Annotated in this window: 27 protein-coding genes and 1 pseudogene; 14 read left to right on the top strand and 14 right to left on the bottom strand. The window is 62.2% G+C overall.

The genetic code is table 11. The features are described 5' to 3' along the window. Positions 1-154: 154 nt before the first annotated feature. Positions 155-553 (bottom strand): GreA/GreB family elongation factor, encoded by a 399-nt coding sequence (locus VK92_RS29325; protein WP_021162294.1) that lies wholly within the window; start codon positions 551-553, stop codon positions 155-157. Positions 554-1,065: 512 nt separating this feature from the next. Between VK92_RS29325 and VK92_RS29320 the strand changes: the two genes are divergently transcribed. Next, positions 1,066-1,395, top strand: a complete 330-nt coding sequence (locus tag VK92_RS29320) for a DUF4148 domain-containing protein (protein WP_027789405.1) — start codon at positions 1,066-1,068, stop codon at positions 1,393-1,395. A 154-nt stretch (positions 1,396-1,549) separates the two neighbouring features. Here the strand turns inward: VK92_RS29320 and VK92_RS29315 are convergent, their stop codons facing one another. Further along, positions 1,550-2,011 (bottom strand): CBS domain-containing protein, encoded by a 462-nt coding sequence (locus VK92_RS29315; protein ID WP_021162297.1) that lies wholly within the window; start codon positions 2,009-2,011, stop codon positions 1,550-1,552. Positions 2,012-2,188: 177 nt separating this feature from the next. Here VK92_RS29315 and ribA point away from each other — a divergent pair, with 177 nt between their 5' ends. Together ribA and VK92_RS43170 are read left to right on the top strand one after the other, a co-directional pair. Continuing rightward, complete coding sequence (gene ribA, locus VK92_RS29310) at positions 2,189-2,839, top strand: GTP cyclohydrolase II (protein WP_048022674.1); 651 nt, start codon at positions 2,189-2,191, stop codon at positions 2,837-2,839. A 221-nt stretch (positions 2,840-3,060) separates the two neighbouring features. Then, positions 3,061-3,219: pseudogene (locus tag VK92_RS43170) on the top strand (tyrosine-type recombinase/integrase); the annotation flags it as partial. A gap of 158 nt (positions 3,220-3,377) precedes the next feature. Here VK92_RS43170 and VK92_RS29300 read toward each other — a convergent pair. Beyond that, positions 3,378-4,073 carry an ArsR/SmtB family transcription factor gene (locus VK92_RS29300; RefSeq protein WP_048022672.1) on the bottom strand — a complete coding sequence of 232 codons (696 nt, stop codon included), beginning with the start codon at positions 4,071-4,073 and terminating at the stop codon, positions 3,378-3,380. Between the two features lie 161 nt (positions 4,074-4,234). Between VK92_RS29300 and VK92_RS29295 the strand changes: the two genes are divergently transcribed. From VK92_RS29295 to VK92_RS42095, 8 genes are all read left to right on the top strand, one after another. Further along, the gene (locus VK92_RS29295) at positions 4,235-4,609 is read left to right on the top strand and encodes a nuclear transport factor 2 family protein (RefSeq protein WP_048022671.1); all 375 of its coding nucleotides are present in this window, start codon (positions 4,235-4,237) and stop codon (positions 4,607-4,609) included. Positions 4,610-4,872: 263 nt separating this feature from the next. Next, complete coding sequence (locus VK92_RS29290) at positions 4,873-5,460, top strand: class I SAM-dependent methyltransferase (RefSeq protein WP_048022670.1); 588 nt, start codon at positions 4,873-4,875, stop codon at positions 5,458-5,460. A gap of 331 nt (positions 5,461-5,791) precedes the next feature. Further along, on the top strand, positions 5,792-6,133 hold the full coding sequence (locus VK92_RS29285; RefSeq protein ID WP_048022669.1) for a DHCW motif cupin fold protein: 342 nt from the start codon (positions 5,792-5,794) through the stop codon (positions 6,131-6,133). 384 nt (positions 6,134-6,517) lie between these two features. After that, the gene (locus VK92_RS29280) at positions 6,518-6,871 is read left to right on the top strand and encodes a hypothetical protein (RefSeq protein WP_131723310.1); all 354 of its coding nucleotides are present in this window, start codon (positions 6,518-6,520) and stop codon (positions 6,869-6,871) included. A 94-nt stretch (positions 6,872-6,965) separates the two neighbouring features. Then, positions 6,966-7,259: a toxin-antitoxin system YwqK family antitoxin gene (locus VK92_RS29275; protein ID WP_081057338.1), complete on the top strand. Its 294-nt coding sequence runs from the start codon at positions 6,966-6,968 to the stop codon at positions 7,257-7,259. 312 nt (positions 7,260-7,571) lie between these two features. Beyond that, entirely contained in the window at positions 7,572-8,729 is a 1,158-nt protein-coding gene (locus tag VK92_RS29270; protein WP_048022682.1) for a sensor histidine kinase, read from the top strand. Positions 8,730-9,076: 347 nt separating this feature from the next. Next, complete coding sequence (locus tag VK92_RS29265; protein WP_231600552.1) at positions 9,077-9,334, top strand: hypothetical protein; 258 nt, start codon at positions 9,077-9,079, stop codon at positions 9,332-9,334. A 352-nt stretch (positions 9,335-9,686) separates the two neighbouring features. Continuing rightward, complete coding sequence (locus VK92_RS42095) at positions 9,687-10,187, top strand: hypothetical protein (protein ID WP_131723311.1); 501 nt, start codon at positions 9,687-9,689, stop codon at positions 10,185-10,187. Positions 10,188-10,447: 260 nt separating this feature from the next. Here VK92_RS42095 and VK92_RS42090 read toward each other — a convergent pair whose 3' ends face one another. Continuing rightward, complete coding sequence (locus VK92_RS42090; protein WP_131723312.1) at positions 10,448-10,786, bottom strand: hypothetical protein; 339 nt, start codon at positions 10,784-10,786, stop codon at positions 10,448-10,450. An 80-nt stretch (positions 10,787-10,866) separates the two neighbouring features. On the opposite strand from VK92_RS42090, the gene VK92_RS29260 reads away from it, so the two are divergent. Beyond that, a complete protein-coding gene (locus VK92_RS29260; protein WP_048022667.1) occupies positions 10,867-11,088 on the top strand; it encodes a hypothetical protein in 222 nt (73 codons plus the stop codon). A 457-nt stretch (positions 11,089-11,545) separates the two neighbouring features. On the opposite strand, the gene VK92_RS42085 is transcribed toward VK92_RS29260, so the two are convergent. After that, positions 11,546-12,649 carry a hypothetical protein gene (locus VK92_RS42085; RefSeq protein ID WP_131723313.1) on the bottom strand — a complete coding sequence of 368 codons (1,104 nt, stop codon included), beginning with the start codon at positions 12,647-12,649 and terminating at the stop codon, positions 11,546-11,548. A 495-nt stretch (positions 12,650-13,144) separates the two neighbouring features. On the opposite strand from VK92_RS42085, the gene VK92_RS29255 reads away from it, so the two are divergent. Then, complete coding sequence (locus VK92_RS29255; RefSeq protein WP_048022666.1) at positions 13,145-13,711, top strand: GNAT family N-acetyltransferase; 567 nt, start codon at positions 13,145-13,147, stop codon at positions 13,709-13,711. Between the two features lie 21 nt (positions 13,712-13,732). Here VK92_RS29255 and VK92_RS29250 read toward each other — a convergent pair whose 3' ends face one another. The 4 genes from VK92_RS29250 to VK92_RS29235 all read right to left on the bottom strand — a co-directional run bounded on the left by VK92_RS29250 (position 13,733) and on the right by VK92_RS29235 (position 16,454). Continuing rightward, complete coding sequence (locus VK92_RS29250) at positions 13,733-14,119, bottom strand: VOC family protein (protein ID WP_048022665.1); 387 nt, start codon at positions 14,117-14,119, stop codon at positions 13,733-13,735. A gap of 257 nt (positions 14,120-14,376) precedes the next feature. Continuing rightward, entirely contained in the window at positions 14,377-15,141 is a 765-nt protein-coding gene (locus VK92_RS29245; RefSeq protein WP_063778376.1) for a hypothetical protein, read from the bottom strand. Positions 15,142-15,191: 50 nt separating this feature from the next. Then, positions 15,192-15,800, bottom strand: a complete 609-nt coding sequence (locus VK92_RS29240) for an acyl-homoserine-lactone synthase (protein WP_042976961.1) — start codon at positions 15,798-15,800, stop codon at positions 15,192-15,194. A 210-nt stretch (positions 15,801-16,010) separates the two neighbouring features. Continuing rightward, positions 16,011-16,454, bottom strand: a complete 444-nt coding sequence (locus VK92_RS29235) for a DUF4902 domain-containing protein (protein WP_042976964.1) — start codon at positions 16,452-16,454, stop codon at positions 16,011-16,013. Positions 16,455-16,527: 73 nt separating this feature from the next. Between VK92_RS29235 and VK92_RS29230 the strand changes: the two genes are divergently transcribed. Next, positions 16,528-17,247, top strand: a complete 720-nt coding sequence (locus VK92_RS29230) for an autoinducer binding domain-containing protein (protein WP_021162347.1) — start codon at positions 16,528-16,530, stop codon at positions 17,245-17,247. A 50-nt stretch (positions 17,248-17,297) separates the two neighbouring features. Here the strand turns inward: VK92_RS29230 and VK92_RS29225 are convergent, their stop codons facing one another. The 5 genes from VK92_RS29225 to VK92_RS29205 form a co-directional block, all read right to left on the bottom strand. Next, positions 17,298-18,005, bottom strand: coding sequence for an MgtC/SapB family protein (locus VK92_RS29225; protein WP_021162348.1), 708 nt, complete (start codon positions 18,003-18,005; stop codon positions 17,298-17,300). Between the two features lie 305 nt (positions 18,006-18,310). Continuing rightward, positions 18,311-19,855, bottom strand: a complete 1,545-nt coding sequence (locus VK92_RS29220; protein ID WP_048022663.1) for a TolC family protein — start codon at positions 19,853-19,855, stop codon at positions 18,311-18,313. Further along, positions 19,842-21,902 carry an FUSC family protein gene (locus VK92_RS29215; RefSeq protein ID WP_048022662.1) on the bottom strand — a complete coding sequence of 687 codons (2,061 nt, stop codon included), beginning with the start codon at positions 21,900-21,902 and terminating at the stop codon, positions 19,842-19,844. The genes VK92_RS29220 and VK92_RS29215 overlap by 14 nt, the downstream gene beginning before the upstream one ends. Further along, the gene (gene mdtN / locus VK92_RS29210; RefSeq protein WP_021161910.1) at positions 21,883-22,932 is read right to left on the bottom strand and encodes a multidrug transporter subunit MdtN; all 1,050 of its coding nucleotides are present in this window, start codon (positions 22,930-22,932) and stop codon (positions 21,883-21,885) included. Before mdtN ends, VK92_RS29215 begins: the two co-directional genes overlap by 20 nt. Next, positions 22,929-23,222, bottom strand: a complete 294-nt coding sequence (locus tag VK92_RS29205; RefSeq protein WP_011354664.1) for a hypothetical protein — start codon at positions 23,220-23,222, stop codon at positions 22,929-22,931. Before VK92_RS29205 ends, mdtN begins: the two co-directional genes overlap by 4 nt. Positions 23,223-23,457 lie beyond the last annotated feature (235 nt).

The raw sequence follows: 23,457 nt of genomic DNA, 5'->3' as shown, positions 1-23,457 counted from the left end.
AACCTTAACTGAACGGCATTAGCCTTCGGGCGCCTTTTTTTCGTCTGTGGAACGAGATGTCGGCGATTCGCATCGTCCGGATGCAAAAAAGCGAGGCCCGTGCCTCGCTTTTCTCGTTGTGCGCCGTTGCGGGGCAATACCCGCCGCAGACGGCTCAGCGCGTGTATTCGCCGTTGGCTTCCGGCTGGAACACGATCGCGGCGACCTTCATCAGCTTTTCGGCACCGCTCGGCTGCATCACCTTGACCATCTGGCCGCGTTGGGTGCCCAGCAGTGCCATACCGACGGGCGAGAAGACGTTCAGGCGGCCCAGTTCGAGATTGGCGGCATCCGGATAAACAATCGTCCAGGTGGCCTGTTCCTGGGACGCTTCGTCAAGCAGCGTGATTTGCGAATTCATCGTGACGACGTTCGCCTTGATGGCATCGGGCTGGACGATGTCGGCGCGCTCGAGCAGCGTGTCGAGCATCGTCTGGAAGCGCGGGTTGTGTTCGGCGTGCTTCTCAAGGCGGGCAACGTCGAGTTCGGTCAACTGGTAAAGGCGTTGTTTCATGGCTGTTCTCCAAATGATCGGCAGGGGCAGGCGTGGCGTGCCTGTGAGGATCGCCCGGAGCCTGTCTGACCTGGCTCCGGGAGGAGGCCGAGCCGTCAGATCAGGCGCCGGGCAGGGGCGAGCGGCGCCTGGGCCGTGCGTCGAGCGAGGGGATGCGCCGGATGGCCGGCGCGCGCGCGCACGCCGGCCGGGCCGGACGGCGAAACCGAAAGAGGCGTGAGCGCGTACATGGTGGATGGAATATCGACTGGCGAATAAAACCTTACGATTCTACAACACAACCTTCGGTATATGTGATGGGGCCGTCGGCAGTTCGTCAGCGATTGTTGTGCTGCTGAAGCAAGTTGCCGCGATATCGCCCGAAAACGCTCGGCTATTTTTGTCGAAATCGCAACGCTGTATGTTCAAACTAAGGGTTTCCCCTTGGGAATGCGAGAACTACACTGCATTCAATCGCTTCAGACAGTCCTGCCGAGGCGACGTCATAAGAGAACATATTCCGGAGGTAAATCATGAAGTCGATCATCTACGCAGCCATCGCCGCATCCGTCCTTGCCGCCCCGATCGCATCGTTTGCACAGTCCGAGCAGGGTTTGACCCGCGACCAGGTCAAGGCCGAACTCGTGCAACTCGAACAGAACGGCTACAAGCCGCTGGCGAGCGATTCGCAGTATCCGGACAACATCCAGGCCGCCGAACAACGCATTCAACCGAACCAGCCGATGCTCGCGCAAGCAGATACGAGCGGCTACGGTGCCGTGGCAACGGGTGCCGGGCAAGCCGGCCGCCGCATGACGCGTGAAGCACCGAACCCCGTGAACTCGGTCTACTTCGGGAACTGAACACCGCCGGGTCTGCCCGAGCGCACAGCTTAATCGGCGAGACGCGCGCCAGTTGCGCGCGTCATTCGCCCGCAGGAGCAGAACCTCCGTCGCCGCATTCCGGCGGCTTTCCGCCCAGACGCTCACGCGTTTGGGCCTTTTTTGCTGGGGCGGGTCAGGCGGACGTAACCGCAGGCGTGCCGTGGATATAGTGTTCGAGCTGGCTGATCGTGAACTGCTGATCGGCAATCACGCTCTTGACGAGGTCGCCGATCGAGATGAGGCCGACCAGCTTGCCGCCGTCGAGGACGGGCAGGTGGCGCATCCGGTGTTCGGTCATCAGCGCCATGCACTCGTCGGTGGATTGCGACGGTTCGACGTAGCGCACCTTCGCCGTCATGATTTCCTCGACGCGGGTGGCTTTCGACGAGCGATCCTGCAGGACGACCTTCCGCGCGTAATCGCGCTCGGTGACGATGCCTGCTATGTCGTCGCCGTCCACGACCAGCAGCGCGCCGATGCCCTTTTCGGCCATCAGCTTGATGGCGTCGTAGACGAGATCGGTCTTCGTGACGGTATAGATGGTGCGGCCCGAATCCGGCTTGGCCTTGAGAATCTGCGCGACAGTCGTGCTCATTCGCTTTCTCCGTGTGCAGGTCGATGCTGGGCAGGCAGGGCGTGATGCGTGTCACCCGATGAGCCCAGTATAGCCGCGCAGGTGGCGGCAGTCGCGTGACGATTCCAGATTAGCGGTAAACTCCCGTCACGTACTATCCACACAACTCCTACATTCCTGAACGTTTCGATTGAATTCATGATGTCTTCGCGTCCACAATCGCCCACGCCGGGCAATGGCCAGGCCGACGAGTGCGTGACGCTCGTCGCCACCGCGTCGCTGCCCACACGCTACGGTACGTTCAAGTCGTACGCTTTCCGCGTATCGGGCAGCGATGCCGAACATCTCGCGCTCGTGATGGGCGACGTCGCCGGCGAGCAGTCCGTGCTGACGCGGCTGCATTCCGAATGCCTGACCGGCGACGTGTTCGGCTCGTACCGCTGCGACTGCGGCGAGCAACTCGATCTCGCATTGCGCTACATCGCGGCCGAAGACCGCGGCGTGCTGCTGTATCTGCGCGGGCATGAAGGGCGCGGGATCGGCCTGAGCAACAAGATTCGCGCTTACGCGCTGCAGGAGCAGGGGCGCGACACCGTCGAGGCGAACCTCGACCTCGGCCTGCCCGACGATGCCCGCGAATACGACTCCGCCGCCGCGATCCTCCGGATCCTCGGCGTGACGTCGGTGCGGCTGATGAGCAACAACCCGGCGAAGTTCGACACGCTCGCGAAGCACGGTATTCCCGTCTGCGAACGCGTGGCGCTTGCGGTGCCCGTGCGCGAGGAGAACGAGCGTTATATCCGCACGAAGCAGATGAAGTTCGGGCATTACTTCGAAGAAAACGAGTAACGGAAACAAGGGGCTCTGCGGAGCCCCTTGCTCCATCTGGCTTTCGCACCTCGAAGCCTTTATGGTAAAGGGTTTGAGCCGAAAGTTGCGTTTGTCAGGTGCCTTGTCTGCACTTGACGAAATAGGCGAAAACTTGGCGCTCTGGCGTAACATTTTCCTGCGCCAGACCGAAAAGCTACGCTGCGGTCCCGGCCCACAACAAAAACCTACGCCGACCGCTGATGAGATTCGACGCACGAACCGCGAGCAAGCTGCCTGCCGGCCAGCACATGACCTTTGGCGGATTCCCGGGACTCCGCTTTCAGGCCAGCGAGAGCCGTCGCTCCTGGATCTACCGATATAAATCCCCCATTGACGACCGGATGCGTCAGGTGAAACTCGCCGCTCGCCTCCGCATGGAGTTATCCGACTAAGTAATCTGGTGTAGAAAGCGAGGTTTGATCAAACGGACAGCGTCAGATCGTCTGACTCGGTGCGGCCGGTTTCGCTCACTGCAGACGGATTGCGGAACTGTAAACAATATGACAGTACAAAAAGCTCATGCGAGTTCCAGGAGTCTGCGAAACATCTCGTTTCCCTTTGGCGTGACGCTGACGAGACGGGATTTGGGTGAGCGCACGATCCAGCTTTGACCAATGTAGAGGTCGAGCATGTGCGCGCCCAGTGCACCGCCGAGATGGGGGCGCCGTTGCGTAAGATCTGCACAGGAGCGTGCAAACACGCGACGCTCATCTCGCGCAGAATCAAAGTCAACGCCAAGCGCGCGCAGCTGATGCTCGCCGAGCCGAGTGGCGATCAGTTCGCTATCCTTCCGTCGCAACCAACGCGCCTTCTGCATGGAGGCAAGTACGCCCACCGCGATCTCCCCGGCCAAGTGGTCGCAGCAGGTTCGGGCATGCATGAATGCCTCGGTCGACGAACGCGCAGACGAAAGGGACCGCGGCAGGCCGAGCTCCGTTCCCGAAGCGAGGGCGGCCATGCTCTCGATCATGCAGGCTACCTCGGCGTTGGCGATCCGAAAATAGCGATGACGCCCCTGTGCCTCGACGGCCAGCAGGCCGCCATCGACCAGCTTCATCAAATGTCCACTGCACGATTGTGCCGAGATGCCCGCTTGATAGGCCAACTCGCCCGCGGCACGAACTGAACCATCGATCAATGTCCACACGATCCTGGTGCGTGCTACGTCAGCTAGGAGTTTGGCAACCCGTGGAATATCCGGCGTATCGTCCATAGTTCACCGTCTGATGAAACGTTGTCGAGGCTGATTCGCGGATACTAACACCGCCGTCCAATACAGACTCGCCCGCTTCAAGCTGGGCCGAATCCCCGCAGGATTGAGGTTATACCGGGTACAAGAAACAACGTTTCACTCATACAGGAAGGGTACGTGACATGGAAATTGCCAACATTCAAGAGGCTCTGCAACTTTACTTCGATGTTATGTATGAATGCGATCTGGAGAAATTTGACTTAATATTTCACCCGACCAGTTCGCTTTTCACGATGAAAGACGGGGAGTTCAACCTTCGCCCATTCGCCCAGTATCGCTCGGAGATTGCTACCCGCAAGCCGCCGAAGAGCATGTTGCAACCGCGCGTGGACGAAATTCTGCAGATTGGTATCCTGTCTCCGGAGATTGCGTTTGCACAGGTTCGCGTTCGCATCTTCGAGAAGATCTTCGTCGATAACCTCAATCTGCTGAAGTTCGACGGGCGTTGGATGATTGTGGCAAAAATCTTTCATCACGCTGAGACGATCATGGCCTAGAAGAGAAGGTCGTATCTAGCTCGAATCTCGCCGCAAGCCAGTTGTCGAACGAGTTATTGTGGCCGATCGGCGACAATCAGATCGTGGAGTACTCGCGCCAATAACTCCATGCTTCTGGAGCACGGTTAGATGGCAATCAATTGATGGTGACGGACCTGGCGCGGTTAGCACCCACTGTGTACGGATGTGGCTGGCCCGCGCCATAGCGTTCCCCGTCTATTGCCGCGTTGATGAAACACCGGGCATCGCATCCAAACAAATCCATGGACATCAGAACTCTTAGCGCATACGACGAAAATTCCGCCGCGTTTGCAAAAGACTGGGAGGAGCAGCCTTCAGCGGCAGACTTGCACGCGCTGATACGGAAGTACTTCCGTCCGGGACGCACGGCGGACGTCGGCTGTGGCAGCGGACGCGATGCTGCCTGGTTGACCGCACATGGTTTCCCGACCGTGGGCTTTGAGCCATCAACGGGTTTGTTGCGAGAAGCTCGACGACGCCATCCCGACGTCGAGTTTCAGGTTGCCGCTCTACCAGAGCTTGAGGGCATCGCAGAAGGCAGTTTCCAAAATGTACTGTGTGAAACGGTTGTTATGCACCTACAAGCTGAACGGATAGTGCCTTCGGTTCGCAAGCTCCTGCACATCACCGAACCGGGTGGCACCCTGTACTTGAGCTGGCGCGTCACCGAGGGAAGCGACCGGCGGGACGAGCACGGACGGCTCTACGCTGCTTTCGATCCTTCGCTGGTTTTTGAAGCCCTGTCTGACGCCGCTGTTGTTTTGGATGAGCAAGTGGTGAGTCCTTCGTCGGGTAAAGCTGTCCGGCGCATCATTGCTAGGAAGGCATAGACGCACTCGCCGAGTATTGGAATCGGCAGTCAATATGGCGCAGGTCTTTCGTACTGCCCTTGCAATTCTGCATGCCGTTGATGCCAACGGTTGAACAGCAGGCCCGCGGCGGATCGAACTGTCAACACATGCGCCATATCCGACCGCATCGGGCACAGCTCGGCCATGAAGGGATCTTCGACATTTCCACGTAGTTCGTGAGCGATAAGTTCAGTGATCGCATAACAATCCCCCTTTGCGCCATGCCGTCGGAATGCGGTAGCGAGGTACGAAGCACGATGGCCGATTAGCTTATGCGCAGGAGACTAATTTTTGACGAGGGAATACCCGTGTGAAAATGGACGCATTTGCCTTCGGCACGACCAACTGGGTCGAAGTCGAGGCGACGGAGCACAGAGGGGAAACTGGAATAGCTTATTGGCGCACACGTTTTTTCGGTGAAAAGCCGAACCAAATCCGAGTGCGGATGGTGGAATATACACCTGGCTATCTAGCGGACCATTGGTGTCAAAAAGGGCACGTCCTTTTCTGCCTCGAAGGCGAGCTGGAAACAACCCTCGAAGATGGACGGAAATTCGTCTTGACCGCCGGCATGAGTTACCAGGTTGGCGATAACGCAGAGCCACACCGGTCCTATACGAAGACGGGTGCAAAGCTCTTTATCGTTGACTGAGCGGCCGCAATTGAGCACGTCAAAGGACCGTTCTGGGCTGCGGATTCAACCCGTCCATAAAAGTGCGGGCGTGGGTTTCAGCGTAGCTTTGTGAGGCTTCAGATATGGCGCAGGTACTGCTGCATCATTGGAGTGACGGGTGCAGGTACTGCGGTGAGTTGCATGCTCGTGTGACCGGGAAAAGTTGCTTTGGCTGATGTCCGGTGAAATGACGCCCTTACTTCGCAAACGTTGTCAATTTCGTTTTGTTCCACGAGAGTCGAACATATAATCGCGCTTCGCCAACCAACCTATTCCACGCGGAAGGAATCCGTGACAAAGAATAGAGTGTGGACCACTGTCCTGACGCTGTCACTGACTGTGCTGATGTCAGGATGCGGAAACGTGGTTCCGACCATACCGGAGATGGTTGCCCGCTCCAAATGGGAAGGCAAGCCTATGAGTCGGGCCTACCAGAAATGGGGCCAACCGGCAGGATACGCACAGGCGAAGGACGGTGAGAAGGTGGCGTACTGGAACACGGCCTCGCTGGGTACGGTGCGCAGGGCCGCTGGCCAGACCATGGAACAAACGGCAGGCGGTTTGGCTATCACTGACCACTGGGTCGACGAGACGATCACCTACGAGTGCACGCTCGTGTTGAAGTTCAACCAGAACAACGTCATCACTCAGTTCAAGACGCTCCAAAACCGGTTGGGTGGTTGTACGAATTTTTATTGGGGAGGTAACGGCCCCTGACGGCCCTTGCGGCGGGCGCGGACATATTAGATCAGCCTCGCGCCGTATCGCCAGGATGTGCTGGCTGACGAAGATGAACAGAGCGGAGGGCGCAATGGCGGAATTGAACATCGCGGAAGTTTTGTATCCAAGCGGTGCGCTTAGATATCGCTATAGCAGATACATGGCTGCTGATGGGCGGCGATGGATTCGGCACGGTCTCTTCGTTGAATACAGAGAGGACGGCACTCTCGCGTCTGAAGGAACCTACGAACACGGCGTTGAGCACGGAGTCTGGAAGGATTTCCATCCAAACGGACAACTAGCCGCCCTTGGGGACTACGATCACGGAACCGAAGCGGAGAACTGGACGTATTGGAATGCTGAAGGCCAACTCGAGGGAACGTGACGGCCGATCTCGACAGCGGTGCGCGCAGGTCTCAGCGTAGCTTTCTACGCTAACCTTTGTCAGCTAAGGCGCAGGTACTCCTGCATCATTGGCGTAACGGTGGCAGGTGCTGCCGCGGGTTACATGCTCATGTAACCGGGAAAAGTTGCTTTGAAAGTCCAGTTTCCCAGTGCCGTTGACTGGAAACCATGGCGTGCCCTCGGGCGGGATTATGCGCAGCTTCTGATGTAATAGCCTTCGATCGCCGGTATTCACGTGATATCGTCGCGGAGCGACAGAAGCATCCACCGTTCATCCGTTATGTGGGGCGACATGCGTCTAGCAGATTTCATCGTTCGGAACATGGAACCGATTCTGGTGCAGTGGGAAGCGTTCGCTGGCACGCTGCTACCGGCCGCACGAAGAATGGACTCGCGCGGGCTCCGCGACCACGCACGCCAGATCTTGGAGGCCGTGGTCGAGGACCTGCGTAGCCCGCAAACGAGGGAAGCGCAACGCGAAAAATCGCTTGGGCGCGCTCCCGAACCGACGAACGCCGAGGAGACGGCGGCGCAGACGCATGCCGTCCTGCGCGCTCGGCGAGGCTTCGACATCAACCAGTTAGCGGCCGAATATCGGGCTTTGCGTGCCAGCGTGCTGCGCTTGTGGATCGATGAGTGCCAGCCGAGCGCACCACACCTGGACGATATGATTCGCTTCAATGAGGCGATAGATCAGGCGCTCGCAGAATCGGTCGCTTTTTTTACCGCGCAGGTCGAGCAGGCCCGCGACCTGTTGCTGGGTATGCTGGGTCACGACATGCGCACGCCGCTGCAGGCCATTCAGTTAACGGCCTCATATCTGGCGGCGCTCAATGCGGGCGAGGAAATATCGGACGCCGCAGCCCGGCTGATCAGAAGTGGTGGCCGCATGCAGGCTCTCCTTGACGATCTCTGCGATTTCAATCGGACCCAACTCGGGTTAGGCATCGGCGTTGTTCCTCGCAATATGGATCTCGCTCAAGTCCTCGTGAATGTAGTCGATGAATTGCAGGCAGTTCATCCGAATCGCGAGATCAAGGTCGATGCGAGCGGCGACCTGCGGGGAGACTGGGATTATCAGCGACTGCAGCAACTCCTGAGTAATCTGGTGAGCAACGCCGTCAAGTATGGCGCGCCTGATACCCCGGTGCGGGTGGCGGCGACGTCGGACAATACTGAGGTGCATATCGAGGTGGAGAATGGCGGGGTTGCCATCGATCCGCTCGTGCTCGACCGTATCTTCGACCCGCTTCAGCGTGGCGTCGACAGATCGGAAAGAGCCGACGAGGATGTCGGACTGGGGCTCGGCTTGTACATCGCCAGCGAGATTGCTAAAGCCCATCACGGGCGAATTGAGGCGCGGTCCGATCACACAGCAACGGTATTCGCGGTGCATCTGCCAAGGGGCACACAAAGTGAGCATCCGGAAGCCCGTGTCGAGCCGCAATAGCGCGGCGTAACTCGCGGCGTGGCTTTCGCACTTTGCCGTTGTCAGGTAAGGCGCAGGTACTGCTGCATCATTGGAGTGACGGGTGTAGGTGCTGCGGTGGGTTGCGTGCTCATGTGACCGGGAAAAGTTGCTTTGGCTGCCCGAGTTTACCAGTGGCCCGCACGGGACTGCTCGCAGTTCGCCGTTCGGCCAGTTGCTGGAGATCACGACCGGCGGCTGCCGGTCAGTTGTCGCTGATGGGGAGGGACAGCTACCGGCCATGAGGGGACGGTCGACGGCACGGCTAACATTGTCCACAATTTCTCATCCCATATAAGACAGAGTCGCCTTTCTAAGGATCAGTCATCGTGACCGAAGATATAGGTAGAGTATTTCGACTTCAAATGGCCTCAGACGTCCTGCGTGATGGACTTGGACTCGAGCTCGTCAACGACCACGAAGAGGTTGTTGCCGAAGTATTTCGCAGCGATGTCAATAATTCGGTGGAGGTCTCCCTTTTTGAGAGGGATTTACCTTTCGTCGAAATCGAGCGCCTATTAAAAAAAGCGCGCGCGCTTCTTGGAACATTCGAGGACGGAAGTCCGCTACCGCCCCCGGTGACGTAGTCCGGGGAGCACTCGGTCAATGCGGCCTGCGACATACCGTGCGATGTCAGTTTGATGTGCTCTGAACGACTGTTCTCGAGAACACTGAAGGTCCGCTACGGGTCGATTTCGGGCAACTGCGCTAGGCCAAGTGCAAGCAACCCCGGAAGGCAGCAGCCGGCGGCTTGAGACATTCGACACAGCCACCTAAATCGCTAAAAATAGCTAGTCCCGGTGCCCGCATGGACCGGCTACACCCTACTGATTCGAATCACATATGTGGCCCTTCAAAAAGCGTGTGACGGCTTCGGCTATACACTCCGCCTCGTCCTCAGAGAATGACTCAGCGGCGGCCGCCGCTCCAAGCGGACCGGTGTACTGCTACGTTGATTTCGAATCGAATGGTGAGAAGGCCTTACAGCGACTGACTGAATTCTTTGACCTTGTGAAAGCCGCAAAAGATAGCGATGAGCCCGCCGACGAGTCACATCTATCAGCTTATCTGACCGAGGCTGAACGCACCTACTTTCCGAACCTGACCGCAGAAGAAATGGCGGAGTGGAACGAATATTGGTTTTCCACTCCGCTTCCGAAGCGACATTCTCCTGAGATGCCGACACCTGGATGGGACTTCGCGTCCATGCTTGATGCATTCTGGAATGGGGACTACGACCTCATTGCAATCCGACCGCGGGCAACACGGCATGTGTTGGAGTTCAACCCGCATGGTTATCCATATGGCGGCACCGGCAGTCTCGTTGCGATGGTTGAATGTTTCGGCCATCAAGTCGTCGGCGTTGAAGATGGAACGGGGTATGAAAAATACGTGCCACGTACGAACATATGGAAGCCACGTGCTCGCCGTGTTGTCTGATCACGTATTACGCCCGCGTCGAATGACTGCTTCGTAGCGGGGTCGATGACTGCTTCGGGTCGTTAGCGGACGATCCTCAAAAAGGCGGGCGTAGGTCTTGGCGTGGGTTTGTTCGCAGAGCCTTATCAGATAAGGTGCAGGTACTGCTGCATCATTGGGGTGACGGGTGCGGGTGCTGCGGTGGGTTGCGTGCTCATGTGACCGGGAAAAGTTGCTTTGGCTGCCCGAGTTTACCAGCGCGCTTGACGGACCGGTCTAGTCTAGGCTGTTGGGCCTACTCGCGTCGCATACTCGAAGGTTGCCGAGTAGCGCCACTGTCCGGGCTCGATCATTGCCACGGAGTACATGGCTTTTACCCAAATTTTGCTTTGTCCGCGATGCAAGCTCACCAATTGCTGAAGAGCCGAAACGATTTCATTCGTCGGTCGGACGGCATCTGTCATTCCGTCCGGGTTCGTGATAGATATTTCAAGGGCAGCCTGCTCGCCAGTACGCGTTACGATCATGTTTGCAGCCCGCCATGTTTCCGGCGTCGCAACAATCAACGCGTTCGCGATTTCGAAGTCGATGGGAGCCTGCCGTGTTACGAGGCTAGTCAACGCGTTCTCCGGGCATGGCACTGTGGGTTTGTGGTTGTGACTTATGTTCGACTTCGACCAAAACAGGAAATTGCGGAGTTATGGGAATCAAAGACGAAGACGTTATCCAAATATTGACCGGCGAAGGTATTGCCCTGGATCGGTGGTTTGCCCTTGACAGCTATCTCGTTGGCTATTTTGACGACACGGGACGCCTAATGGCGAAAATAATCGAGGATGATGCGCTGGCAGCCGCCGCGTCCAAGATGCTCCGCAAGCGCGGGCAGATTCACCAAGTTGCCGCAGGCGGCAAGCCACTTTAATGATATTCGGTTCGGGGCGGTAACTGCCGATCCAGAAAATGTAAGCGTAGGTTTTGGCGTAGGTTTGTGTGCCAAACCCTGTCAAATAAGGCGCAGGTACTGCTGCATCATTGGAGTGACGGGTGCAGATGCTGCGGTGGGTTGCATGCTCATGTGACCGGGAAAAGTTGCTTTGGCTGCCCGAGTTTGCCAGTGGGCCGGACGGGGTCGCTCGAAGTTCGCCATCCGGCCAGTTGTCGCTGGCGATGGCGAGAGGCGGCTACCGGCCAAGAAGAGTCACATGTCGCGATCACCGTTTGGACATTCGTGCGACCGCTTTGCTCTGACAACGGTCATTCGACCACAGTCAATTAGTGATCGAATTATTAAAAAGAGTTGAAATTTCTAAATTTCAATACCGGTCTTGCGCGAAGGTGCTTTCCGATCAGCCCAAGGTGTGCACCCACGATCATTAGAGTCAGACTTCGGCTATTCGCCTTCTCCATTCTTCCGTGAAAACTGGCACCGCCGGCCTCGTCGGGAAAATATAATGTTTTATAATTTCGGGGGTAATCTGGTCAAAAATTGGAACTATTTTTCTCAGATATCGCCGGACCTCTGGGCGTTCTAATTTCGCCATACTGATGAAGGCTAGTGGGTCAATTCCGCGATGACCATAGCAGATGATCCACTGCAAGTTCGCCAGCGCATTAGCCTCCGTGAGTTGCATACGTATCTCGTCGTCGGTGTAATGCCAGTCAGGGAGACGATGTCGTACCCTTTCATCGAGGAGATAGCCCAGAAACGCTGGAAGGAGTAGTTCCCATCTCATTGCCGGATTAGGATGTGACCCGCCTGGCTCTGATTTGAAATCATCTCCAGACGTTCCGAAAAATCGGTTAAACAGGGACGTCAACCCGCACACCGCCATATAGACATCTGCGTATGGAAGCGAATTCTGATTCAGAACATACCGATATTGAAACCAAATCACGAGCCCCTCGTGGTCAGCGGCAATTTCGGTTGCATGCGAGATAAGCGCTTCATATCCCTGCAATGGTGTACTGCGATCAGCGCTCATCTCCTCAATCACGCCTACGGGACTTTCCGGACAAGCTAAGTTCCGAATTTTGATATGCCCCTGAGTAAGGTGAGCCATCTCATGCAAGAACACCCACTCCAAGGTTGCTTCAAACATCAGCCGAGAGCATTGCTCTTCGCTGCGCCCTGCGGGTAATACTCCGAGGCGGCCAGCCATTGGTGGCCCAAATATCGGCTCATATTTCGACTCACAGAAATGAATTCGAGCCAACCTGCTTAGCAGACACGCTTCACGATAAAGATCCAAGGCGAATTGATAGCTGAAAACAACACAGTCATTCTTGGATGTTTTGCTGTAAGTGTACGCGGTGACTTCTGGTTTATCTGTCCAATTAAAGCAAATCGTTTTTCCAACACGATTGTACAATACGCTCGCATAATTCTCCACCCGCCTGACTATTTCATCGGCAATTCCGATGATGTCAACGGTGTTTAACGACGCGATCTCTTCTTTGACATTTTTAATGCCTTCTTTGTCCAATTTGGATAATCCATATTTTTAAGATCAAACACAGTCATCGAAGATGAAGTGCGTTTCCCGATGTCCAAATTTACCTGATGGCGCAATCGCCGCTGTACTGCACGATAGCGGGCATCGGCCTAGCAGGCAGCCAATGACCGCACAGGCTGATAATTTGCCAAGCTACTTATTGGGGCGAGCGTCCACTGTACCCTGAAAGCTGTCATTGCGGTGTCAGGAGTCCGGATGGCAGTTGAGGGTCGTCAACGGTCGTTCGCGAAAACAGTGAGCGTAGGTTGTGGCGTAGGTTTATGGCTTTATGCTTGTGAAGCAAGGCGCGGCCGTTACTTCGAAGAAAACGAGTAATCCCCACGGGCGCTGCCGGCGCCCGTTTCTCGTCATCAGTTCCCGTGATCGTCGCCGGCGGACGCGACGATCGCGATTCCCCCTTCTTCCGCGCTGCCTTCGGGTCGGTGACGACCCTCCTGTCACGCCGCCTGAACGATCCTGTTCCCCATGTCCACACCGTCGAAAATCGAAACCGCGCGTCTGACGCTGCGTCGCTGGCAGCCGGTGGATGCGGGCGCGCTGTCGGCGCTGCATGCGGATCCGGACGTGACCGCGTGGCTCGCGCGCGGCCCGATGTCCGTTGACGAGGCGAGCGACGTCATCGCGCGCTTCGACGCGCATTTCGATGCGTACGGTTTCGGCCCATGGGCGGTCGAGCGCCGCGCCGACGGGATGTTGATCGGGGTGTGCGGCCTGTCGCACGAGGTGCGCGCAACGCACCCGATGGCGCCGTGCGTCGAGATCATGTGGCGGCAGGCTCGCCACGCATGGGGGCATGGCTACGTCGCCGAAGCGGCTGCTGCCGCGTTGGCCGACGGGTTCGAGCGGATCGGGCTCGGCGAGATTCTCGCGTGGACAGCCGACACCAATCTACGATCGCAGCACGTGATGCAGCGGCTCGGCATGCAGCGTCAGCCCGCGCGCGATTTCGACCATCCCGCGTTGCCGGAAGGGCACGCGCTGCGTCGGCACGTCGTGTATGCCGCGCGCGCCGCCGGCCTGGCCGACGCGTAACGACTCACGCGGATTCGCCTGTCAGCGCCACGTACCGTTCTGCAGCACGATCCGGTAGCCGTCGGCATCCTCGAAGGTCTGGCCGGATATTTCCCAGTACGGATTGAACGAGGTCACGGGCATGAAGCCGTGCGCCGTGGCGCGTGCGCAGGCGGCTTCCCATTCCGGCCGATCGGGCAGGTAGAACACGATCAGGTCTTCCGGCGTCGGCGACGGCGCGATCGGATGGTCGGGGCAGTGCGTGAATTCGAAGTGATAGTCGAGGCCCTCGCGTCCGAGCATCACGCCGGAAAAGCCGTCGTGATCCTCAAAGCGTGCGAGAACAGACAGGTCGAGAGCGTCGCGATACATGCGCTCGGTTCGGGCGAGGTTGCTGACCGGGCGGGCAATGCGCAGATGGGCGTGCAAGATGGCCTCGAGGGAGCGTGGCAGACCCGCCGATGATAATCGATCCGGTTCGTGGCGCGCCGGAATGCCCAGGCAGGCAATCGATGAAGGAGGGCGGTGGTATGGCCCCGAAATTCGAGCAGGCAAGAAAAAGCCCGCTACATTGAGCGGGCTGAATCCATGTTTGGAGACATGGAGGAGACAGACGTGAATTTAAGGGAAAACCCGAGTCATGGCAAGCCCTAGTTGTATCGATACAACTTCCCGTTGCGCCGCGTTCACATACCGCCGGCCCGCGCGTGCGCCGCAAACGCGCTGAATCGCTCCTGCGCGACCGGCAACGCGAACTTGTCGCGCATCTCCGTCTCGATCCATGCACAGGCCTCGCGTGCGCAGTCGGTCAGCGCGTGGCGTGTCGCATGCCCGTCGATGTCGTAGAGGAAGCGCACGCCGACCTCGTCGTCGGCAACTTGTCGCTCGAGCTGGTTGAGCTGCAGTTGCGGCCCGTGCTGTTGCGACAGCGCGCGCAATTCGTCGAAGTGATATTCGAGCCAGTCGGCAAAGAACAGCGCGTCGCTGTGGCACGGCAGCCGGAAGGCCGCGCTGCGCGACGGACGCGGCCCGGCTTCACCGGCCGGTGCGTGCGGTTCGCCGTCGGTGGCGATGGACGTGTCGACAGGGGCGAGCGGGTGCTGAAGCCGGCGGTAGGGCTCGCGATCGCGCAGCGCATGCCACAGCAATTCGTCACCGGCGGCGCCGGACGGCTGCATCGTCAGGTCATGCCGGCCTTCGCCGGCCGGGGCGATGTCGCGGATCACGAGGCGCAGCGAGCAGAGCGGCTCGTCCGCGACCAGCAACGTCGCCGCACGCGGCAGCCCGCAGACCAGCGGTGCCGCGCCGGCAGCACGGAACACGAGGCCGCGACGGTCGAGCCGCACGAGCGGCAGCGGCCGTGGAAACGACGGGTAGGCGACCGTAATGCGGGCGCCGCCGGCGCTCGTCAACCCGGGCATCATCGCGCGAAAGACCTGAGACTGGTCCACGTTGATTCTCCTTCGTTACGATGCCGCCCGGCAGGAACGCGCGTTCCGGGTCAGGCGGCGATGGCTTGCCGGGCGGCCTGCCCCGGCTCGATTCCTAGTGCGGCAAACGTTTGCGGATCGATGTCGATCCAGCACGCGACCACCAGACGCCCATCCACCTGCTTCGGCGGGCCTGCGCGGTGCGCGTGTATGCCGATCCGGCGGAACAGCCGCTCCATGCTCGCGAACGTCACGCCGATCAGCTGCCGCGCGCCGAGCTGCGCCGCGCACTCGACGACGGCCGCGAGCATCGGGCGCACGGCCCATTCGGCATTGCCCGGCCCGCCTTCGTCGTCGGTCGCCGCGAACCGGGACAGCTCCCAGACAGCGGCCGATTGCGGCAGCGGCATGTCTTCGGCGATCAGGTCGGCGAACAGCGACTTCAGCAGATACGGGCGCGTCGTCGGCAGCAGGCGCGCACATCCGCACATGTCGCCGCTGGCGTTTCGCGCAAACACGTAGACGGTATCGTCGCGATCGAACTGGTCGCGCTCGAAGCTTTCGTTCGCCGACGGGAGCGCCCAACCGAGCTGTTCGACGAACACACGGCGCCGATAGCGCCCTAGATCCGCTGCAAGTTCGTGTGGCAACCGCCCTTCCTCGTGAACGAAGGTCCGCATGGTGTCCTCGGATCTGTGCTTTTGTATGTGCGCATTACATCGCGCCGCACGAGGGGGCTGTAACTGGTAACTCTTACAGGGTGACGGTGGAATGATGCCGATCAGGACGTGGTAACGGTTTCTTGATCAACGGGATTGAAAACCGTGCCGCTTTTGCTTATAAAGAGCGCCAGCACTGCGTAAATTGTCAGAGGAATGCGGGGCCAGTTGTCACTGGAGCGTCGGACCGGCATGATAGGCGTCGTTGTGCCCGAGCAGGGCCGACGCGACCGCTGCGGGCCAGTCGATGCGCGCGAGCCGCGCGGCAAGCGCGGCGGCCGTGCGGAGCATGCCGATGTCGGCACCCGTGGCGTCGACGGCCATCACGTTGCTGCGGACGTCGCCGCCCGCGATCACGAACGTGCCCGTCGCGCGTTCGAGGTACCAGTCCCAGCCGACCGTCACGTAAGCGACGCCGGCACTGGCCGGGCGATGCCATTCGGTATAACCGGCGAGGCGTGCGTCGATTGCGCTGTCGCGCAGTTCCGCACGCAGCGACGCGTCGAGGCCGCTTGCGACATGGTCGAGCGCAAGCACGGCCAGTGCGCTTTCTGACAGGCGTACGTAGCCGTCCGGGGACGGGCCGGGGACCGGGTGCAGCAAAGGTGAAGTCATGCGCGGAATGTATCAGCGTCGAACGGGTGCTGGAACCTGACAAGTATGACAGCGTGACGTTGTCGGAGAATGAATGGAACTGCGCTGGCAGGATGCCTATCAACAATTCAGTGCCGCGGAAGACGAGCAGCAGCTCTTCCAGCGGATCGCCGCCTATTCCAAACGGCTGGGATTCGAATACTGCTGTTATGGCATTCGCGTGCCGCTGCCGGTATCGAAGCCGTCGGTAGCCATCTTCGATACCTATCCCGACGGCTGGATGGCGCACTATCAGGCGCACAACTACATCGAGATCGATTCGACGGTTCGCGACGGCGCGCTCAGCACCAACATGATCGTCTGGCCGGACGTCGACCAGATCGCACCGTGCCCGCTGTGGCAGGACGCGCGTGATTTCGGGCTGTCGGTGGGCGTCGCGCAATCGAGCTGGGCGGCCCGCGGCGCGTTCGGCCTGCTGAGCATCGCACGCCATGCGGACCGCCTGACGCCGGCCGAAATCAACATGCTGACGCTCCAGACGAACTGGCTCGCGAACCTGTCGCATTCGCTGATGAGCCGCTTCATGGTGCCGAAGCTGTCGCCGGCGGCGGGCGTCACGCTGACCGCGCGCGAGCGCGAGGTGCTGTGCTGGACGGCCGAGGGCAAGACCGCGTGCGAAATCGGCCAGATCCTCAGCATCTCGGAGCGAACGGTCAACTTCCATGTCAACAACATCCTCGAGAAACTGGGTGCGACGAACAAGGTCCAGGCGGTCGTCAAGGCAATCTCGGCCGGGCTGATCGAGGCGCCCTGACCTCGAACGAGGGCGGGCGGCAGCGCGAAATGCCGCTGCCGCCAGGCCGCTCACTCCATCATCGGCTCCGCTTCCTTCGCGGTCCAGCTCACGCTGGAAATGCTTTTCTCCATGCTCATCCGGCTCGCGATCTGCTCGAGCTTCTGCTGATCCTTCGGATGCAGCTTCAGTGTCGCGGTCACCTTCAGCCGGTCCGGCTGGTCGGGCACGTCCTCGCTCGTGAGGCTCTGGAACGACAGCGGCTTCGCGTACATCGAGTTCGACAGCAGCGTGCGGATGTGCACTTCGTCGGCGGTCAGGCAGATCACGGTGATCTGGTATTCGCGCACGAGATCGGCGTTCGACACCGGGGTTGCGTTGATCGCCTGGCTGACGCCGCGCAGCACCGTGTTGGTGAGGAGTACGACGCCCGTGCCGGCAAGCGCGGGCACGTAATGACCGGAGCCGGCCAGTACGCCGACGGCGGCCGAGCACCACAGGGTCGCGGCCGTGTTGATGCCCTGGATCGAGCCCTTGTCGCGCATGATCACGCCGCCGCCGAGAAAGCCGACGCCCGACACGACGTATGCGGCGATCTGCGTGACGCCCGCGACGCCGTTGCCGGTCAGCACGCCGAGCGTGACGAACAGGCACGCGCCGCTCGCGACGAGCGTGATCGTGCGCAGGCCGGCCGTGCGCTGGCGCATCTGGCGCTCGAGGCCGATGGCGACGCCGCAGGCGAACGCGGTGAAAAGGCGGAGTGCGAAATCGAAAGTCATGGTTGTCCTGCCGTGCAAGGAGCGCGTGCCGTCCCGTGCCGCTGCGGCGCAAGGCCGAAGGCGACACGACGATAGCCGTCATCGCGCGGTACTGTACCGCGCGAATGCGTCATTCAGTGTGAAACGGTAGGCGTGCGGCTCGCGGAACGCGAGCCGGGCAGGAGAACTGCGTCGGACAGGCGTTCAGGCGGCAAGCGGCGCACGCAACGGAGTGCTGCAACTGTCCACGATGGTTCCTGAAGGAAGAATGGCCGGCATTCTAGTGGGCGGCGCGTGCATGCGTCAACCGCCTCGCGGCGGTCGTGCTACTGCGCCGAGCCGATCGTCCCCGTTGCGAGCGCAAGCGCGGCGGCAGCGGACAGCGCACCGGCATAGCTGTCGACCTCCGCGTTGCGCGCGGCGAGCAACTGGCTTTGCGCGATCGTCGCATCGGTGACCGAACCGACGCCGCTCCGGTACGCGGTCAGCGCCGCGTCGTAGCTCGTCTGCGCGGCGTCGACGAGCGCCTTCGCGGCGTCGTGCGACGCAAGGCTCGTCTGCACCGCGTTCTGCGCGGCGACGACCTGGCGGACGGCTTCCTCCTTGGTCCGCGTGAGTCGCGCGGACGCGCTTTCCGCGTCGTTGCGCGCCTGCATCAGCACGGCCGAGCGCAGGCCGCCGTCGTACAGCGGGATCGTCACGCCGAGGAACACGCCGCCGCCGTAGCGGCTGCCGTTCAGGTTGACGGTCGGTGACTGGTCGCCGATCGCGGGCAGCGCGGAGATGGACGTGCCGCCGCTCGCATACGACGTCGACGCGGAAAGGAAGATCTTCGGCATGAACGCGGCTTCCGCGGCCTTGATCTTCGCGCGATTGGCTTTTTCAAGCGCGAACGCGCCCTGCAGGTCGGGGCGGCGCGCAATTGCGTCCGACACGATCGCGTCGACCGACGAGCCGAGTCCGGGCGGCAGCGGCCGCTTCGGCAGCGCGGCGATGGTCGGCTTCGACAGCGGCGAGATGCCGAGCGCGGAGACGAGGGCGAGATAGCTGTCGCTCTCCGCGCCGTTCGCCTGCACGAGCGCGAGGTTGGCCTGCGCGCGGTTCTGCGTCGCCTGTGCGAGCTCGACGACCGTGCCGACGCCGTGCTTGAGCCGCGCGCGGGAGGCCGCGAGGATCGCGTCCGCGTTCGCGAGGCCCTGCTGCGCGCTGAGGGCGCGCGAGCGCGCGGCTTCGTAGCGGTAGTACGCGACGGTCACGTCGTGGATCACCTGCTGGTGCACGGCCGTGAACGCGACGTTCGACGCGATCGACGCCTGCTCGGCCGCCTCGACGCGCGCCGCGCGGCCGCCGAAATCGAACAGCAGCCATTGCAGCGACAGCGCCGAGATCGTGCCGTGAACGGTGGTGTCGCTCGACGAGTCGCCGAGGATCGTCGACGTCGAGCCGTGGTTTGCCTGGTATGCGCCCATGGCCGTCGCCGACAACCTCGGCAGGTAGGCGGCCTTGGCCAGGCCGACCGCGAGCGCCGCGTTGCGCGCGTCGTTCCACGCGATGCGGGTCAGCGGGTTCGCCGATTCGGCGAGATCGATCAGTTCGGGCAGCGTGTACGCGTGCGCGGCATCGAGCGCAGCCGGCGGCGAGACGGACGCGAGCGCGGGCGACGCGGGCAGCGTGTAGTCGTGCGAACCTTGCGCGGACGCGCGCGGCGGGCCCGGCACGATGTCGCCGGCAGCCGACGTTTGCGGCTGCCATGGGCGGTCGGACGCCTCCGGCGCCAGATCGATCGACGACGTCGCGCAGCCGGCCAGCGCGACGGCGGTCGCGAGGGCGGCGGCGGCGATCGAGGCGGCCGGCGGTTCAGGTAGGCGCATGGGGGGCAGGCTCCTTCGGTGTGGCTTGACGGGCGGCGTCGGCGATGTGCGCGAGCCGCGTGTCGATCAGGTTCAGCAGCGCGTCGCGCGCAGGGTCGGCAGGGGCAAGGCCCTGCGCGGTGGCCGGCGGCGCGGGCGAATCCGGATGACGCGCGGCTTCGTCGTCGCGCGGGTCGGTCACGCGCGCAAGCTGCGCGGCGATCGCCGCGTCGCCGGGCTTGCGTTCGGCGAGCAGGAACAGCGGGCCTTCGAGCGCGCCGAGTTCCGCGAGCGCGCGCCGCCGCGTGGCGAGCCACGTGGCGGCCGGACGCACCCACGACGGTTCGTAGTGAACCAGCCCGAGCGCCTGTGCGATCGCGCCGTGGCGGGCGAACGCGTCGGCCGCGAGCGCGCGCCGCTCGGCCGGCTGCGCGACCTGTGCGACGCGCCGCCACTGGTCCGTCAGCGCGGCGAGCCCGGCGTCGATCTGCTTGCCGATGCTGACGGGCCAGATGCGCGTGAACACGAGATACACGACGACGTTGCCGAGCAGGATGCCGATCGTGCGGTCGCGCGCGATCGTCAGGTCGAAACCGGGGCCGGCGCCCTGGATCACGCACAGGAAAAACGCGAACGCGATCTGGAAGCCCGCGTATGCGATGCGCGGCGAGCCGAATGCGACCCACGCGGCGAGCCAGCCGCCGGCGAACACCAGCGCCATCAGATGGCCGACCGACGACAGCGACGGCACGACGAACACGAGCGCGGCGGTGCCGAGCAGCGCGCCGACGATGCAGCCGAGAATCCGCAGCGTGAGCTTCTCGACCGTCTCGGCCGTCGAGCCGAGCGACACGATGTAGCAGGTGACGACGCACGTATGGATGCCCGACCAGTCGAGCTGCGAATACAGCAGGTAGCAGAAGATCGCCGCGGCGGTTGTCTTCAGTGCGTAGCGGATGTGGTCGGGATTGGTGCGCGCGTCGGGCAGGAAGAAGCCGCCGCGCGGTGCGGGCGGCGCGGCGGCAGGCGTTCCGGGCGCGGCCGCCGGCGTGTTGGCCGCGGCGGCCGACGCATCCGTCGCTGCTTCGGCCGCTGCGACCGGTTCCGCGAAGCGCGTGATCGCCGCATGGATATCCGTGACGGCGACGCGCGCGAGCGGCGGCAATGTGTCGGCCGGCGGCAGCGTGAGCGTCACGTCGACGGGGTAGCCGCCCTGGTCGAGGATGTCGGCCATCTCGTCGAGCGTCGCGGCGATCGGGGTGGCGTACGTGTCGGGCAGGCGCGCGCCCGGTTCGCGATCGGCCAGCGCGACACCGACGAGCAGCGCGGTGCTCGATGCCACGGCCTGGCGCAACGCCGCGAAGTCGGCGGCGGACGACGAGCCTTCGAGCGTCGACAGCTTGAGCCATGTGAGCAGCTGCTTGTCGCCTTCATGAAGGCTGGCATCGAATGCGTCGCGCGCCGCATCGTCGCCGCGCAGCCGTTGCGCGGCAAGCCGCAGGCGCTTCGCGAGCTGCGCGTGCGCGAGCTTGCGCGGCGACGGCGCGATCAGCAGGTTGACGACGATCGCGACACCGGCCGGGATCGCGATCGTCAGCCAGATGTACAGCAGCGCGCGCGTCGCGGCTTCGCCGAACGGCGCGAGGCCGAGCTGGTCGAGCCCGAAGCCGACGATCATCGCGAGGATCGCGCCCACCGGGCGCAGCTTGCTGGCGGAAGTCAGGTACAGGAGGGCGACCGACAGCACGGCCATGCACGCGACCCGCAGGATCGAATAGTCGATGCTGAAGATCGCGATGCCGAGCACGAGCCCGATCACGATCGTGACGATCAGCAGCAGCGCGGCCGCGAGCACGACGCTCGTCACGCGGTCGGCACGGATCATGAAGAACACGACGTACGCGGACAGCGCGGCTTCGGGCGTCCCGTATGCGGCCGTCACGAACGCGGTCAGCGCGCAGATCAGTGCGACCCGCGCGGCAATCGACGCGCGCCCCGGAAACGGTGCGAGCAGCCGCAGGACTTCGCGCGGGCCCGGCGAGCGAACCTCAGCGGCAGGCAGTGCCATGCCGGACCTCGACGATCGCGCTGGCGCCGACGCGCACGAGCGTGCCGTCGGGTTCGTCGAGCTTCACGCGCACCGGGAAGCGCTGCGCGACGTGCACCCAGTTCACCGAGTTCTGCACGATCGGCAGCGAGCGCGGCAGGTTGATGCGCGCGCTGTCGGCGATGCCCGCGCCGATGCCGACGACCTTGCCCGTCAGCGGGCGGCTGCGGTCGATCATCGAATAGACGGTCGCGCAGTCGCCGACCGCGATGCGGCTCAGCGCCGTCTCGCGGAAATTGCCGACCGCGAACCATTCGCGCGCGTCGATCAGCGTGAAGATCGACTGGTTCGGCGCGAGGGTTTCGCCGGCGAGAACGGTCAGGCCCGTCACGAGCCCGTCGTGCGGTGCGCGCACGACGGTGTCTTCGAGCGCATGCTGCGCGCGCGCCAGCGCGGCCTCGCGCGCATGCAGCGTCGCGATCGCGTCGGCTTCGTCGCCGATCGTCTGCGCGGACGCGCGCTGCTGTTCCTGTGCCTGCGTGAGCGACACGGCCGCGTCGCGCTGGCGAACCTTCGCCTGGTCGAACTGCTGCGCGCTGACGTAGCCCTGCGCGGCGAGCGGTGCGAGCCGGTTCACGTCGCGCGTCGCGAGATCGTGGTTCTGCGTCGCGCGCTTGACCTGCTCGGCGGCGACGGCCGCGTTCGAGCGCTCGCCGATCAGCGAACGGCGGCGCGTGTCGAGCGACGCGCGCGCGAGCTCGAGGTCGGCCTGCGCCTGTGCAACCGTCAGCCGGTACGGCACGGGATCGATCACGTACAGCAGGTCGCCCTTCGCGACGCGCTGGTTTTCATGCACCGCGAGCTGCACGATGCGGCCGCCGACCGGCGACGCGACGTGCACGACGTCCGCGTCGATCGACGCGTCGTCGGTGGACGGGTAGGCCGTCGTGCGGAGATACGCGTAAGCGAGTGCGGCGATGCCGAGCGCGACGATCGCGAGGGCGATCACGCGGCCTTTGACGGAGGGGCGGGCGGTGCCGGCGGCCTTCATGCGAACGGCCCCGTGCCGGTGAGCCACACGATCACGGCGACCACGAGCCCGATCGCGGTGCAGACGGCAAGCTGGTAGGGCACCGTGGCGGCCCAGCCGGTCGCGACGAATACGCGGTGCGCGACGATCGCACCGATCACGCCGACGATCGCGCTGACGAGCCAAAGCGGGAAATATGCGCCGAACAGGACGTACGACGGTGCACCGCGCGATGCGCAACCCGCGAGCGGCAGGGCTGGCGCAAGGACGGCGGCGACGCGCAAGGGCGCGCGCGGCGTTGTTTTTCTCATGATGTGACGAGCTCGACGGTGGGGGTGGATGCCGGGCGCGGCGCAATGCGGATCGTCGCCGCGACGACGATTCCGGGATACGGAGCCGATAATAAATCAGCGCGGTGCGGATCGCCAGCCATCCGTCCCGCGCACCGTGGCGGCGCGTTGGCGGTTCAGGGAGGCCAGTCCGCACGCCCGGCATCGCGTTTTCGCAACCGGGGGCAGCGCAGACCGGGCCGTCTCGATTCTGCCA

Origin of the sequence: Burkholderia sp. LK4, assembly GCF_001043615.1 — a bacterium.
Classification (GTDB): domain Bacteria; phylum Pseudomonadota; class Gammaproteobacteria; order Burkholderiales; family Burkholderiaceae; genus Burkholderia; species Burkholderia cepacia.
Note: the sequence above shows the minus strand (reverse complement) of the source record. Positions and strands in the feature narration are given on the sequence as shown.